Annotated in this window: 17 protein-coding genes; 11 read left to right on the forward strand and 6 right to left on the reverse strand. The window is 68.1% G+C overall.

Translation table 11 applies throughout. The features are described 5' to 3' along the window. Positions 1–58: 58 nt before the first annotated feature. From UC35_RS05510 to UC35_RS05550, 9 genes are all read left to right on the forward strand, one after another. Positions 59–1,666 (forward strand): Na+/H+ antiporter, encoded by a 1,608-nt coding sequence (locus UC35_RS05510; RefSeq protein ID WP_061496973.1) that lies wholly within the window; start codon positions 59–61, stop codon positions 1,664–1,666. Between the two features lie 41 nt (positions 1,667–1,707). After that, complete coding sequence (locus UC35_RS05515) at positions 1,708–2,361, forward strand: trimeric intracellular cation channel family protein (RefSeq protein ID WP_061496975.1); 654 nt, start codon at positions 1,708–1,710, stop codon at positions 2,359–2,361. 119 nt (positions 2,362–2,480) lie between these two features. Then, positions 2,481–2,858: a response regulator gene (locus tag UC35_RS05520; protein WP_082792696.1), complete on the forward strand. Its 378-nt coding sequence runs from the start codon at positions 2,481–2,483 to the stop codon at positions 2,856–2,858. Between the two features lie 14 nt (positions 2,859–2,872). After that, positions 2,873–3,271, forward strand: coding sequence for an ATP-binding protein (locus UC35_RS05525; RefSeq protein ID WP_061496977.1), 399 nt, complete (start codon positions 2,873–2,875; stop codon positions 3,269–3,271). 29 nt (positions 3,272–3,300) lie between these two features. After that, positions 3,301–3,639 (forward strand): STAS domain-containing protein, encoded by a 339-nt coding sequence (locus UC35_RS05530; protein WP_061496978.1) that lies wholly within the window; start codon positions 3,301–3,303, stop codon positions 3,637–3,639. Between the two features lie 22 nt (positions 3,640–3,661). Further along, positions 3,662–4,537: a patatin-like phospholipase family protein gene (locus UC35_RS05535; protein WP_061496980.1), complete on the forward strand. Its 876-nt coding sequence runs from the start codon at positions 3,662–3,664 to the stop codon at positions 4,535–4,537. Between the two features lies 1 nt (position 4,538). Then, positions 4,539–5,726 (forward strand): PP2C family protein-serine/threonine phosphatase, encoded by a 1,188-nt coding sequence (locus UC35_RS05540; RefSeq protein WP_061496982.1) that lies wholly within the window; start codon positions 4,539–4,541, stop codon positions 5,724–5,726. Next, entirely contained in the window at positions 5,719–7,206 is a 1,488-nt protein-coding gene (locus UC35_RS05545) for a sensor histidine kinase (protein ID WP_061496984.1), read from the forward strand. Before UC35_RS05540 ends, UC35_RS05545 begins: the two co-directional genes overlap by 8 nt. Further along, positions 7,203–8,573, forward strand: coding sequence for an ATP-binding protein (locus tag UC35_RS05550; protein WP_061496986.1), 1,371 nt, complete (start codon positions 7,203–7,205; stop codon positions 8,571–8,573). Before UC35_RS05545 ends, UC35_RS05550 begins: the two co-directional genes overlap by 4 nt. A gap of 283 nt (positions 8,574–8,856) precedes the next feature. On the opposite strand, the gene UC35_RS05555 is transcribed toward UC35_RS05550, so the two are convergent. The 6 genes from UC35_RS05555 to UC35_RS05580 form a co-directional block, all read right to left on the reverse strand. Continuing rightward, entirely contained in the window at positions 8,857–9,936 is a 1,080-nt protein-coding gene (locus tag UC35_RS05555; protein WP_061496991.1) for a DnaJ domain-containing protein, read from the reverse strand. A 10-nt stretch (positions 9,937–9,946) separates the two neighbouring features. Next, positions 9,947–10,555, reverse strand: a complete 609-nt coding sequence (locus tag UC35_RS05560) for a GNAT family N-acetyltransferase (protein ID WP_227820453.1) — start codon at positions 10,553–10,555, stop codon at positions 9,947–9,949. Next, positions 10,545–10,745, reverse strand: coding sequence for a hypothetical protein (locus UC35_RS05565; protein ID WP_061496996.1), 201 nt, complete (start codon positions 10,743–10,745; stop codon positions 10,545–10,547). The genes UC35_RS05560 and UC35_RS05565 overlap by 11 nt, the downstream gene beginning before the upstream one ends. Before the next feature lie 92 nt (positions 10,746–10,837). Further along, positions 10,838–11,428 (reverse strand): helix-turn-helix transcriptional regulator, encoded by a 591-nt coding sequence (locus UC35_RS05570; protein WP_061496998.1) that lies wholly within the window; start codon positions 11,426–11,428, stop codon positions 10,838–10,840. 21 nt (positions 11,429–11,449) lie between these two features. After that, on the reverse strand, positions 11,450–12,358 hold the full coding sequence (locus tag UC35_RS05575; protein ID WP_061497000.1) for a S1C family serine protease: 909 nt from the start codon (positions 12,356–12,358) through the stop codon (positions 11,450–11,452). Between the two features lie 218 nt (positions 12,359–12,576). Then, positions 12,577–13,056, reverse strand: coding sequence for a VOC family protein (locus tag UC35_RS05580; protein WP_061503689.1), 480 nt, complete (start codon positions 13,054–13,056; stop codon positions 12,577–12,579). A 328-nt stretch (positions 13,057–13,384) separates the two neighbouring features. Between UC35_RS05580 and UC35_RS05585 the strand changes: the two genes are divergently transcribed. Both UC35_RS05585 and UC35_RS05590 read left to right on the forward strand, forming a co-directional pair. After that, on the forward strand, positions 13,385–13,729 hold the full coding sequence (locus tag UC35_RS05585; RefSeq protein WP_061497002.1) for an H-NS family nucleoid-associated regulatory protein: 345 nt from the start codon (positions 13,385–13,387) through the stop codon (positions 13,727–13,729). A gap of 273 nt (positions 13,730–14,002) precedes the next feature. Continuing rightward, a complete protein-coding gene (locus UC35_RS05590; RefSeq protein WP_082792702.1) occupies positions 14,003–14,659 on the forward strand; it encodes a DUF3348 family protein in 657 nt (218 codons plus the stop codon). Positions 14,660–14,664: the final 5 nt, after the last annotated feature.

Consider the following 14,664-nt stretch of genomic DNA (forward strand, 5'->3'; position numbering starts at 1 on the left):
GGGTCGATGCAGCCCTGGGCAAGCCCAGCCATAATCCGGCTTTTCCCACCGGGGTCCAATGGCGCTGCTCGAACTCTTGCTGGTGCTGCTCCTGAGTGCTGTCGCCCTCGGCTGGATTGCCCGCCGTCTCAAGTTTCCGTATCCGATCGCGCTGGTGGCGGGCGGCGCCGTGCTGGGGCTGGTGCCCAACCTGCCGCAGAACAGCTTCGATCCCCAACTGGTGCTGGTGGCGGTGCTGCCGCCCATCCTCTACCAAGCCGCGCTGCTGACCTCGTGGACCGACTTCAAGGCCCACATCCGGCCGATCGGCCTGCTGGCGATCGGACTGGTGGCCGCCACCACGCTGGCGGTCGGCGCGGTGCTGAAGCTGATGGTCCCCGACGTGCCCTGGGCCGCCGCCTTCGCGCTGGGCGCCATCGTCTCGCCGCCGGATGCCGTCGCGGCGACGGCCATCCTGTCGCGGCTGAACATGCCGCGCCGCATCGTCACGATCCTGGAAGGCGAAAGCCTGGTCAACGATGCGTCCGGCCTGGTGCTCTACAAGTTCGCGGTGGCCGCGGTGCTGACCGGCGCCTTCTCGCTGGTGGACGCCACCGCGCAGTTCGCCTTGGTGTCGGCGGGCGGCATCGTCATCGGCGCCGGGCTGGCCTTCGTCTACATCGCCATCCACCGGCGCCTGGGCGATCCCTTCATCGAGGTGCTGACGGTGCTCACCATTCCCTACGCCGCCTACCTCGTCGCCGAGAAACTGCATGTCTCTGGCGTGCTCGCGGTGGTGGCGGCCGGCCTGGTGCGCGGGCGCTATGCGCCGGAGATCGTGACCGCCGAGATGCGCATCATGGCGCGCTCGGTATGGAACGTGCTCGTCTTCCTGCTCAACAGCCTGGTGTTCACCCTGATCGGGCTGCAGATGCATGGTGTCGTGCAAAACCTCGGGCACTTCCCGCCGGCGCTGCTGGCTGCGATCGCCATCGCCGTGACCGCGGTGGCCATCCTCGTGCGCATGGCCTGGGTGTTCCCGGTGGGCTACCTGCCTCAGGGCCTGGGCAGCCGCCGGCGCCAGGACAGTCCGCGCCTGCACAACAACGAGCTCGCGATCATCGGCTGGTGCGGGATGCGAGGCATCGTGTCGCTGGCCGCCGCACTGGCGCTGCCGCTCAACTTCCCGCACCGCGACCTGATCGTGTTCCTGACCTTCGTGGTCATCGTGACCACCCTGGTGGGACAGGGCCTGACGCTCGCCCCGCTCATCCGGCGGCTGAAGGTGGGGTCCACCTGGAGCCTGGAACAGGAGCAAACCCGGGTACGCGCCGCGATGAGCAAGGCCGCGCTGGCCGCGATCGACGAGGCCATGGCGCACGAGCTCGTGCCGCCGCTGTGGGCGCAGGGCCTGAAGGCCGAGATCGCCGATCGCATCGCCCTGGTGGAGTGCGAGGCCTCCGAGCTCACCCCGCGCATGGAGCTGCTCGGCCGCCTGCGCCATGCGGCGCTGCAGGCCGAGCGGCGCGAGCTGATCCGGCTCTGGCGCGAGAACCAGATCAGCGACGAGGTGATGCACCACCTGACCGAGCTGCTCGACTACGAGCAGGCGCACCTGCCCGCGCTGGCACGCCCGGCCCCGCGGCCGCAGGCGCAGCTGGCGGCCGTGCCGCCCTCGGCGGAGTGAGCCCGGGCGGAGCTCGCTCGGGCGGTTGAGACAATACCGCCATGCCTCCGTCACCGGTCGCCGTTTCCGCCGCGCTCAATGTCGTCGAAGTCGCGGCCGTGCTCGCCTTCGCGATCTCGGGGCTGCTGGTGGCCGCCGACAAGAAGCTCGATGCCGTCGGTGTCTGCATCGTGGCCGGGCTCACCGCGTTCGGCGGCGGCACCGTTCGCGACGTGCTGCTGGATCGCCGGCCCTTCTTCTGGGTCGAACGCCCGCAATGGCTGTGGGGAGTGCTGCTGTTGTGCGTGGCCGCCATGCTGGTGCTGCGCGCCCGCCACTTCGCGGTCACCCGAAAGGCCATTCTCTGGCCGGACGCGCTGGGCCTGGGGCTGTTCACCGCCAACGGCACCCAGGCCGCCATCGACCTGAACCTGCCCGCGGTGGTCTGCGTGCTCATGGGCGTGATCACGTCCGTCTTCGGCGGGGTGCTGCGGGACGTCGTGTGCAACGATGTGCCGGAAGCCTTCAGCGACCACCGGCCGTATGCCATCTGCTCCTTCGTCGGCGCCTGGGCGCTGATCGCGGCAGAAGCGGCCGGCTGGTCCTTGTGGGCCTCGCTGCTGGTGGCCACGGCGCTAACCGCCTCGCTGCGGCTGGCTGCGGTCCACATGAACATCTCCATCCCACCCTGGGACGCAGGCGGCGGCGGGAAATGAAGCCGGGCGCGGCGCCGCGCCGGTAGGGCTGCGGCACGCGGGGATGGGTCTTCATCCCGATTGCAACTTTCGCTGCACGTAGGTACATTCAGCGAACACTTACGGACGAGCTTTCCCGCGTGCCCACCCTGTTGATCGTCGAAGACAACGAGATGAATCGCGACATGCTGTCGCGGCGCCTGCAACGGCGCGGATACGAAGTCCTGATGGCCGCCGACGGTGCGGAGGGGCTGGCCGCCGCGCGGGAGCGCCTGCCGGACCTGGTGCTCATGGACATGAGCCTGCCCGTGATCGACGGCTGGGAGGTCACCCGGCAGCTCAAGTCCGAAGTGGCCACGCGCAGCATCCCCGTCATCGCACTCACCGCGCATGCCATGTCCGGTGACCGGCAGAAGGCCGTGGACGCCGGTTGCGACGACTTCGATACCAAGCCCATCGAGCTGCCGCGCCTGTTGGAAAAGATCGCGCACTGGCTGGGTCGGGCGGGCGGGCCTTGAGCTTCTCCAGGCAAATGAGTTGCCTGGCGGTTCCCTCGAACCTGGGAACGGTGTTGTCCTTCGTGGAAGAGACATGCAAGGAAGCCGGCCTCAACGAAGAGGCTTGCTTCGCGGTGCGACTGGCCGGCGAGGAGGTCTGCTGCAACATCATCGACCATGCCTATGACGGCGTCGAGCCCGGGCCGATCTCCCTGTGCCTGCTGCGCGAGGATGAACAGGTCGTGCTGGTGGTCGAGGACCGCGCCCCGGCCTTCGACCCGGCGGATGCGCCGCCACCGGACTTGACGTCCGACCTGGAGCACCGGCGCATCGGCGGACTGGGCTGGCACCTGATCCGCCAGATGATGGATGAAGTGCGGCACCAGGCGCTGGCGAGCGGCGGCAACAGGCTGGAGCTCGTCAAGCGCCTATGAGATTTCCTGATTCTTTGGGGGAGAAGTAGATGTTGATTGAAGTAGAACAGCGCGCGCCCGCCACGGTGGTGCGCATCGTCGGCGACGTCGACGGAGTGACCGCCGAAACGCTGCTGAACGAGCTGCAGGCGCGCGTGGGCGAAGGCTACGTCCGGCTGGTGGGCGACCTGTCCGGGGTGAAGTACACCAGCAGCGCCGGCCTGCGGGCCCTGCTCGCGGTGCTGCGGGACGCGCGGCGCGGCGGCGGCGACCTGCGCCTGGCCGCGGTGCATGCGCCGGTGCGCAAGATTCTCGAACTGAGCGGCTTCACCACGATCCTCAAGCTCTACGACGACGTCGATGGCGCGGTGGCCAGTTACTCGGCCTGAGACGGCGAGCCCGGACGCATCCATGGACAACAACAACGTCAAGCGCAAGCGCGTCGCGCTCGTCATCGGCGCCGGCAGCGTCAAGTGCGCCGCCGCCCTGGGCCTGTGGCGCGTGCTGCAGCGTGAAGGCATCGAGCTGAGCATGGTAGTGGGCGCCAGCGGCGGCAGCATCTATGCGGCCAGCATGGCGATCGGCCACTCGGTGGACGAGAGCACCGCGCTCACCCAGAAGCTGTGGACCCAGGAGATCAGCAGCAAGACCAACTGGCGGGGCCTGCTGGCCGCCTTCATGCCGCGGCTGTTCGGCTTCGACGGCGGCTTCGCCCTGCTGGACGAAGGCCCGATCGAACGCGCGCTGAACCGCGGTTTCGGCGACGTCACCTTCGCCGACGCCAAGCTGCCGCTCTACATCGTGGCCACCGACATGATGACAGGGGAGCGCGTGGTGTTGAAAGACGGCCGCATCGCCGATTGCATCCGCGCCAGCACCGCCATCCCCTATGTCTGGAAGCCCTTCGAGATCAACGGCCGCCGGCTGCTGGACGGCTGCGTGTCGGATCCGATGCCGGTTGCCGTCGCCATGCAGGAAGGCGCGGACGTCATCCTCACCATGGGTTTCGAAAGCCCCTACCCGAACCAGATCCGCTCGGCCTCGCGCTACGCGTTCCACATGACGAGCGTCTACACCAACAACCTGCTGCGCGCCAACTTCGCCTTCGACAACCTGGCGCACCACACCGAGATCATCCCGATCCTCCCCAACTTCGACCGGCCGGTGCGCCTGTTCGACACGCACCTGATCCCCTACGTGATCGAGGAAGGGGAGCGCGCGGCCGAGGACCAGCTGCCCTACCTGAAACGCCTGCTCGAAGAGCATCCCGTCGCCCAGGCGGCCTGACGTGGAGCAAGGTGCCGCCGCGCTGAACGAAGGCCAGCAGCACCGGCTGCTGGTGGTCGACGACAACGAGATGAACCGCGACATGCTGTCGCGGCGGCTCCAGCGCCAGGGCTTCGACGTGGCGCTCGCCGAGAACGGACGGCAGGCGCTGGATGCCATCGCGGCGCAGCCCTTCGACCTGGTCCTGCTCGACATCATGATGCCGGTGATGACCGGCTACGACGTGCTGGAGCACCTCAAGGCCGACCCGGCGTACCGCCACATCCCCGTGATCATGATCACCGCGGTGGACGATGTCGAGAGCGTGGCCCGCTGCATCGAGATGGGGGCCGAAGACCACCTCCCCAAACCCTTCAATCCGACCATCCTGCGCGCGCGCATCGATGCCGCACTGGCCAAGAAGCACCTGCGCGACCGCGAGCAGGTCTACGCCCGCAGCCTGGAACGCGAGATGAACATCGGGCGCCAGATCCAGGCCAGCTTCCTGCCCGAGGCGCTGCCGCCCGTCGCCGGCTGGGAACTGGCCGCGCGGTTCCAGCCCGCGCGCCAGGTGGCGGGCGACTTCTACGACGCCTTCGAGCTGCCGGATGGCCGGCTGGGCCTGGTCGTGGCGGACGTCTGCGACAAGGGCGTGGGCGCCGCGCTTTTCATGGCCTTGTTCCGCAGCCTGCTGCGCGTGCTGGGGGCGCGCAACTGCGCCGACCCCGATCCGCAGGCCGTGCTGGTGCGTACGCTGGCCACCATCAACGACTACATCGCCGATACCCACAGCCGGGCGAACATGTTCGCCACCCTGTTCTTTGGCGTGCTGTCGCCGGCCACCGGGGAACTGCACTACGTGAACGCGGGACACGACGCGCCCCTGGTGCTCGGGCCGCAGGCCGGGCCCTCGCACCGCCTCGCGCCGAACGGGCCGGCCGTGGGCCTGATGGCCGGCGTCGACTTCCGTGCCGATTCCGTCATCCTCGCACCCGGCAACACGCTCTTCGCCTTCACCGACGGCGTGACCGACGCCACCGGCGCCGCTGCGCAGATGTTCGGTGAGGCCCGGCTGCTCGCGCTGCTCGAGGATGCGCCCGTACCCGCGGCCGCGGCGGCGCTGGATCGCGTCGAACAGGCGCTGGCCGCCCACGTGGGCGACCACGCCCGCTTCGACGACATCACGCTGCTGGCGGTGCGCCGTGGCTGACATCAGCGTCCTGCAGAAACTGGCCGAAGCGGCCCCGGCCGCGGTCGGCATCCGCCGCGCCGACCTGCGGGCCGACCGTGAAGTGATCGTCGATCCGGCAGACGCGTCCCGGGAAAGCGCCATCCGCCGGCGCCACATCAACGTGGTGCTGTACCCGGCGGTCCGCCTGGTCGGCTTCCAGCTGCTGTTCGTGGTGCTGCTGGGCCACAGCATGCTGGTTCGCAAGGAAGCGAGCGCGAACTGGAGTTCGCTGCTCACCTACATGGCGATCGCCGAGGCCTACTGCGTGCTTTCCTGGTTGGCGCTCGCGTTCTGGTTCGACCGGGTGAAATCCTTCGACATCGGCCTGCTCTTTCTCAGCAGCGACATGGTGATGTGGACGGGCGCGGTGTACGTCTCGGGCGGCCACACCAGCTGGCTGTTCTTCATCCTCGCGCTGCGGGTGGCGGACCAGAACCTGATCAGCTTCCGGCGTGCCGCGGCCTTCGCCCACCTCGCGCCCTTCCTGTACATCGCCATGCTGGTCTACCAGGACACGGTCGACCAGGTGGCGGTGGACTGGAGCAGTTCGCTGGCGCAGGCGCTGCTCTTGTACTTCTCGTGCCTGTACCTGCTCATGAGCGGGCGCAATGCGGAGACCCTGCGCGACCGGTCGTCCGCCGCGCTGCGGCTGGCACGCGACTCCATCGGCCAGCTGCAGGAGCGATCGCGCCAGCTCGCCCGCGCCAAGGAAGAAGCCGAGGCCGCCAGCGTCGCCAAGTCGCAGTTCCTCGCCAACATGAGCCACGAGCTCAAGACACCGCTGAATGCCGTGATCGGCTACTCGGAAATGCTGATGGAAGACCCCGACGCGGACCTCGAGTCGCGCCAGGCCGACCTGGCGCGCATCCGTGCCTCGGGACAGCACCTGCTCGCGCTGATCAACGAGGTGCTGGAACTGTCGCGCCTGGAGGCCGGCCGCACCGACGTGCGGCTGGAGGAGATCGACGTGCCCACGCTGGCGCAGGAGGCGGCGGTCGGGCTGTCGGCGGTGGCGCAGAAGCACCGGAACACGCTGGACGTGCACTGTGCCCCCGAAGTCGGCCCCATGGTCACCGATCCCGCCAAGTTGCGCCGCATCCTGCTGACCCTGCTGGGCAACGGCCTCAAGTTCACCGAGAGCGGGAGCGTGCGCCTGGAGGTGCTGCCCTCGGACGAGGGCCAGTTCCTGCTGTTTCGCGTGAGCGACACCGGCATCGGCATGAACGAGGCCCAGGTGTCGCGGCTGTTCCAGCCCTTCATGCAGGCCGACGGCTCCAGCACCCGCAAGCACGGCGGCGCGGCGCTGGGGCTGACGCTGACCAAACGCTACTGCGAGATGCTGGGCGGCAGCCTGAGCGTCGAGAGCACGCCGAACGTCGGCACCGTGTTCACCGCGCGGCTGCCGGTCGTGCCCGAACCGCAGGCCGCGCCCGAATCCGACTCCAAGGCAACAACATGAACAAGCCTTCCAATTCACGGGTGCATCCGGTCGTCCGCACCGACTTCCTCCTGCGGGTGGTCACCTTCCCGGGCTTCATCCTGGTGGTGCTGCTGCACCTGTACCCGGACCGGCTCACGACCACCATCCTGGTGCTGTTGCTGCTGCACTCGCTGGTGTGGCCGCACCTCGCCTACTACCTGGCGCGGCGCAGCCGGGACTCGAAGCGCGCCGAACTGGGCAACCTGATGGCCGACGCCGTGATCATCGGTGCCTGGCTGCCTGTCCTGCAATTCGGCCTGTGGCCCAGCACCGCCATCGTGCCCGGCGTGCTCGCGGGCATGCTGGCGGTCGGTGGACCCCTGTTCACATTGCGCGGCGTGGGGCTGGTGACGCTGGGCACCCTGCTCTCGGGGTCGGTGATCGGCTTCACCATCGCCCCGGAAGCTGGCCTGGAAGTGGCGCTTCTGAGCGGCGCGGTCCTGTTCGGGTTCATGATGACCTTCGCCTACCTCTCGTACGCGCAGTCCCGGCAGGTGGTGCACGGCCTGCAGAAGATCCGCGGACAGAACGCGGAAATCGTGGAGCAGAGCCTGCTGCTGGAGCAGCGCAGCGCCGAGTTGCATGCCGCCAAGGAGGCCGCCGAGACCGCGAACCGCACCAAGTCGCAGTTCGTCGCCAACATGAGCCACGAGCTGCGCACGCCGCTGAACGCGATCATCGGCTACTCGGAGATGCTGGCCGAACAGGCCGAGGACCTGGGCCAGGACGACTTCATCAAGGACCTGGAGCGCATCCGCGGTTCCGGCAAGCACCTGCTGTCGGTGATCAACGAAGTGCTGGATCTCTCGAAGATCGAGGCCGGCAAGATGGACCTGTTCCTGGAAAACTTCCAGTTGCACGCCATGCTCAAGGGGGTGGTCAACAACGTGGAGCCGCTCGCCGCGGCGAACCACAACCGCTTCGAATTGCAGGTCGCCGACGAATTGAAGCTGCTTCCGATGCATACCGACCTGACCAAGCTGCGGCAAATCCTGCTGAACCTGATTTCCAACGCCTGCAAGTTCACGGATCGCGGCGTCGTCAGCATGGAGGTGCGGCAGGAGGGCGCCGGCCAGCTTGTCTTCGTGGTGCGGGACTCGGGCATCGGCATGAGCCCGGAGCAGGTGCAGCGCCTGTTCCAGCCCTTCGTGCAAGCCGACGCCTCCACCACCCGCAAGTACGGCGGCACCGGCCTGGGGCTGGCCATCAGCAAGCACTTTGCCGAGATGATGGGCGGCGACATCACCGTGGCGAGCACCCAGGGCACGGGCAGCGTGTTCACCGTCCGGCTGCCGGTGGATGCGAGCACGGCTACCCAGCCCGCGGGCGAAGCGGCAACCGCCTAGGAGTCGCCTGCGCCTAGCCTGGCGCACCCCAAGCCTCGGCGCAGGCCCGCTTCTCTGCCGCGCAGGCTCCTAGTCCACGGTTCCATGGACTACCACAAGACCCCGTTGCACTAGCTCACAAGGTACGGGGAGAAGGCTGTGGATAAGGCCGGGACGGATCGTCCATCGCCAGCATCGGCGCGGCCTGCAGCACGTTGACTATTTTTTAAGCAGCCGCGGCCGGGTCCCTTTTCGGCGGCAACGCGGTGTGGCGCCGCCCCTACAAGGGCGTGCGGCGAAGCGCTCAATCGGCCTTGGCGCGCCGGGCCTGCCATGCGGCGAGGGTCCGGGCCCAGGCCTGCGCACGCGCGCCCGCCTCGCCGGAGCCATCACCGGTGTTGGACGCGACCAGTTCGTCCAGCAAGGCCGCCTGGCGCTTGCTCCACTCCGGCGGAAACAGCGGCAGCACCGTCACCAGGCAGTCGGCACGGGGACCGGCAAGCGCGGCCGGGAAGCCCTCGCCCCGCATCCGGTAGTTGAGCGCTCCGCGCTGCAACCGCATCTGCCGCAGGCCATAGGGCGTCGGCACCTCGATCCAGCTGCCCGCGACCCATGCGAAGCCGTCCACCGGAACATCCACTTTGACTGTTCCGTCCGGCTCCAGTGCCATGAACGCGTGCGCCGCCAGCGACACCCGGACATCCAGCGCCTGCCGCCCGTCTTCTCCCTGCAGGCGGACGCGGGCACGCAGCACGTGGCCGTCACGCACGCCGGCGGGAATCCTGATCCGGCCCTTGTATCGGAGCGGTGAACCCTCGCCGCTGCCCCCGCAGCAGGAACAGGCCGCGTGCGTCGATCCCTGGCCGCCGCAGGCCTCGCAGGCCACAGCCTGCGCCAACCAGGGAAACCAGAGGCTCTGCTTCACACGCCCCTGGCCCCCGCACTGGGCACAGGTGGTCGGCTTGAGCGCCAGGCCGCTGCCCGTGCAGAGCGCGCAGGTCCGGGCAATCGACCCTTGCACGCTGCGCACGCAACCGGCAGCCGCTTCTTCCAGCGAGAGGCTGATGGCGTGCTCGACGACGTCCTCGTCGTCCGGCTCGGCAGCCGGCGGCGCTTCGTCGGCGTCCTTTCGCTCGCGCGAGCCACGGATCTCTTCCAGCGCGCGGTTGATGCGCTGGATCCGGCTCAGGGCCTGGGGACTGGCGTTGCGGTCCGGATGCCAGCGCGCGGTGAGCCGGCGCCAGGCGGCCTTCACTTCCGCATCCGTGGCTTCGGCCGTCAGGCCGAGTTCGTGGTAGGGATCGTCAATTTCCACGTCGAATCGCTTGTACTGCGGTGCAGCATGGTAGCGGACCGCCGAGCTTGTCGGCGTGACGTCTGCCACGTTCGGCCGCTCAACGCAGCCGGGCGTAGATGCAGGTGTTCCTCAGCGAACCATCGGGGGCGCGCCGCTCCTGGCGCAGCACCCCTTCGAGCACGAACTGGCAGCGCTCCGCCACCCGGCGCGACGCCGTGTTCTCTTCGTCCGTGACGATCTCGATTCGCTCGGCCTTCAGGTGGTGAAAGGCGTACTGGCTGATGGCCGCAACGGCCTCGCTGACCAGGCCCTGGCCGGCCCGGGACACGCGACCCCAATAGCCGATCTCCGTCTTGGGAACGGTCCATTCGGTGCGGTGCAGCCCCGTGGCGCCGACGATCTCGCCGGTGGCTTTCTCGAACAGGAGAAACGGCAGGTCTTTTCGGGCCAGAAAGTTGGCCTGCGCATTGCGGCAGAAGGCCTCCGCCGATTCGACGGTCTGCTCGGCGGCGACCCAGGACAGCGACGACAGGAAGCGGCGCAGCGCCTCGATGGACTCGACCAGCGCCAGATGCAGCATCGGCCCGTCCCCTGCCTGCGGTGGACGCATCAGCAGTCGCTCGGTTTCGATGGCCGCCGGAAGGTCGAGAAGGATGGGATTGGTCATCGTTGCCTGGGTCGTCGCCCGGCGGTGCTCAATCGTCAAGAAAACCACCTTTGTAGAAGCTCCAGGCCGATCCGTCATGGAGATAGAAAAACCCGTCTGCGCAACCTTCCTTGCCGGGAAAGTACTCCCGATAGGCCTTGGGAACGAGCCGCGCCAGCTGCGCGTCCGACAGTTCCTCGAATTCCTCCGGTGTGATCGCCTGTCCGACCCGAAGTCGTCTTGACTCCATTTTTTCTCCGTGTTCGCGCGTGAGTTGAAGGCAGGTTCGCATCCTACCTGCGCGACACGGGGGCGGCTTCAGCCGCGCGCGCGAACCGGCCCTCACAACCCGATCAGGCCGAGGCGCAACGCTTGATGAACGGCCTCGGTGCGCGTGGCGGCGCCGGCCTTTTCCAGGATGCGCGCGACGTGGAACTTGGCGGTGTGACTGGAGATGCCCAAGGCCGACGCGATCTCGCGGTTGGCCAGGCCCTTGGCCATCAGCTCCAGCACCTCCAGTTCGCGCGGGGTGAGCGGCTCCGACAGTTCGCCCGCCGCTGGCAAGGGCAGCTCGCGGCGATGCGCGGCATCGCACACGTACAGGCCGCTCGCGAGCGCATGCACCGCGGCCGCGAGCACCTCGTCGTCGGCTTCGGCCTCCAGCCGCCCGGTCGGGCCGCTGCGCTGGGCCGTCTCGCCTGTTTCACCCAGCCAGAGGATCGGCAGATGCTGCGGCACGGCGCGGGCAATCGTGGCGGCGCGCTCGTTGCCTGCCTGTACCACAACCACCACGTCGAGCGCAGGCGGATCGGCGAATTGGCCCGGCTCCAGCACCACCGGCTCGAACGCAGGCGCACTGGCACCATGCAAGGCTTGCGCCACGCCTTGCAAGGCCCAGCGCTGCCATCCGATGATGCCGACCCGCCACCGCATGCGACCTCGCGGAGCTCCGGGCTAGCAGCGGTGTCCCCGCCGCTCGCCCACTTCCACGCTCAGTTCCTGGGGCACACCGACGCGCAGCACCAGCAGGCGCAGGCGCGCACCGATCTGCTCGCCGCCCAGCAGGTCGCGCAGGGCTTCCACACTGGGCACGGGGCGCCCGCCCACGGCCACGATGATGTCGCCCACCTGCAATCCCCCACGGGCGGCGGCGCTTTCCTCGCCGATCCCCGATACGAGCAGGCCGGTGTCGCTGGACACGTCCACGGCCGCCCGCATCGCCGCCGACAACTGCACCGGCTGCGCGGCGATGCCCAGATGCCCGTGGCGCACACGGCCGTGCGACAGCAGCGCGTCGGCGACGCGATCGACCGTGGCGGCGGGAACGACCATGCCGTGGTGCCGCGCGAGCACGGCGCTGGCGATGCCCAGCACTTGCCCCTGTTCGTCGCACACCGGCGCACCCATCAAGCCGGGGTACAGGCCGCCGTCCAGGCGAATGTAGCGATCGAGGTGGCCGCCGCGCCAGCTCCGCCAGGCACCGGCCACCGCGCCCACGCGGCCAAAGCTGGCGTGCGCCATGCCGGAAGCATCGCGGCCGAGCGCGAACACGAAATCGCCGACGCGCGCGGCCGAATCGAGGCGGCGCTCGGCGCTCGGCCAGTTGCCTTCGGCTGCCACCACCGCCATGTCGGTGCCGGGGTCGACGCCGCGCACGGTGCCCATCAGCGCCTCGCCGCCGCTGCCGATCAGCTGCACGCGGTCGGCATGGCCGACCGTGCAGGCAGTCGTGACCAGCACGCCCGGCCGCCAGCACAGCGCTGAGGAGGTGCCGAAGCGGCGCACCCGCACGCCCAGCACCGATGGCGCCACGCGCTCGACCGCGTCCGCCAGTTCGCGGGAGGAAGAAGAAGGAGTGTCCATTGCCTTGCACCTCGGATCGCTTGCCACTGCGTCGCATGGTGCGCGGACGCAGCGGCCTTCGGAATCCGCCGACCGGGCAGGAAGACCTGGCCGCTCAGGCAGGGAAGATGGGAGTGGACACCCCGCTGTTCAAGGCGAGAGGCGGAAACGAAAACAGCAGGAATTGATGTGCTTCACCTCAGATGAGGTCGCTGGTGGCGATCTGGGGGCCGGAGACCTCAGCCCTTGCGCGCCGCTTCGATGGCCGCAATGTCGATCTTTCCCATTTTCATCATGGCTTCGAAAGCGCGCTTCGCTGCCGCGCGATCGGGATCGGCGATCGCGTCCATGAGGACACGTGGCGTGATCTGCCACGACAAGCCCCACTTGTCCTTGCACCAGCCGCATGCGCTTTCCTGCCCGCCGTTCTCGACGATCGCATTCCACAAGCGATCGGTTTCGGCCTGGTCGTCGGTGGCGACCTGGAACGAGAAGGCCTCGTTGTGCTTGAACACCGGCCCGCCGTTCAGGCCGAGACAGGGGATGCCCATCACGATGAACTCGACCGTGAGCACATCGCCTTCCTTGCCGGACGGATAGTCGCCGGGCGCCCGGTGAACCGTACCCACCACGCTGTCGGGAAACGTGGCCGCGTAGAACTGCGCGGCTTCCAGGGCCGTGCCGTCGTACCAGAGACAAATCGTGTTCTTGCTGACCATGTTGCTCTCCAATCAAGGAACATGCGTCCAATCGAGCCACCGGGCCTGCCCGGCTGGGTGGCGACTGTCCTTCCTCGGCGTGGCGCACAACGCGAGGCAGCCCCATCGTAATTCACCGGCCACGGCCGGGAAATGACCGAATCTCGAGCTGCGCGGGATGTCGAACGCTCTTTCGTTTGTGACAGGGATTGCATAACTGCGTTCCAGATCGAGCTAAGGCAAGCCGAAACGTCGCAAATCAATCGCGGCATTCGTGCAAACGGGCCGGCGCCCAGCAAAACAGCGACGAGTGTTCTAATTACAGCTTTCAAGCTACCTCGGAAGGCTTATGGCGACTTACCTTGAACTCCAAAAGCAGATCGAATCTCTCCAGCGCGAAGCCGATGCGCTGAAAGCCAAGGAGCGCAAAGGCGTCATTGCGCGGATGAAAGAAGCCATTGCCGCATATGGAATTTCCGCCGGTGAGCTGGGCCTGGTGTCCCGCACCAGCAAGGCCGCCGCCGGCAATGGCAAGGCCAAGACCAGGCGCACCAAGCGGAGCGCAGGCAGCGCGTCCGTGGCTTATGCCGATTCGAATGGGAACACCTGGGGCGGGCGGGGCAAGCGTCCGAACTGGCTGCGGGAAGCCTTGGCGAATGGGGCGAAGCTCGAAGATTTCGCGGCCAGGAAGTAGTCGCCGGCAGCGCGAAGGGCGCGCCACCCCGTTTCTTGGCCCCGCTTTTCGACACAGGTTCGCCGGGCCGACCCGGATCTGTGTAATTTGTCCGGAGCTTTGCCTCCCGTGCGGTACCGGAGGCGGAGCTCAGCCTGCCCAAAACTAGAATGCGGGCTGCGCGGAACGCGGGGCCTTGAGTTGGCTCCTGCAAACACTGCCCGAGAGGTCGCCGCCGCCTTCCCCCGTCAACCCCTGTGATGGCACCGTGTCCGGTGCCGAGGATCCGTTTTCTTGCGCAGCAGTTTCGGCAGTTCAAGGCTTGTCCGCCTGCTCGGCGAGGGCGTTCCGGTGGCGGAAGCGCCCGGAATGGACTTCGCCGAGCGCCTGAGCTTGTGGCTGAACGCCTTCGATGCAATCGGCCTGCAGTCGGCGCACCAGGCGATCCGTTCCCTGGACGCGGCCGCCGGTACGGTTGCCGTGCGCGCGAGTCGCAGCGGCGATCTCGCGGACGACCTGCAGCGCGTTCGCTCCGTGCTGGCCAAAGCCATCGCCCAGGACCCGCTGGCCATGGCCGCCACCGCGCCCGGCGATGAACCCGCTTACCTGCCTTACCAGCAGCGCCATTTGGAACTGCAACGGCAGATGGAGCAGATGGTCGGCGCCCTGCGCGACCACGCACGCCAGGCGGTCTGCCGCGCATCGCCGCGGCTTCGGCGGCTGGCCGCGCTCGATGCCGCGCTGGAACAGGTGCTCGCGCGCCGCGAACAGGAAACGCTGCCCGCGGCCATCGCGCTGCTGAAGCGTCGTTTCGAGCAGCTGCGCTCGGCCGGCACGACGGATGCCTTTGCCGGGGAATGGCGCCAGGCGCTGCTGGCGGAACTGGAGCTGCGCCTGGAACCCGTGACGGGCCTGATCGAGGCCCTGCGCAACGAAGCCAGGGCCTGTTGACAGGC

This window comes from Ramlibacter tataouinensis (genome assembly GCF_001580455.1).
Classification (GTDB): domain Bacteria; phylum Pseudomonadota; class Gammaproteobacteria; order Burkholderiales; family Burkholderiaceae_C; genus Ramlibacter; species Ramlibacter tataouinensis_B.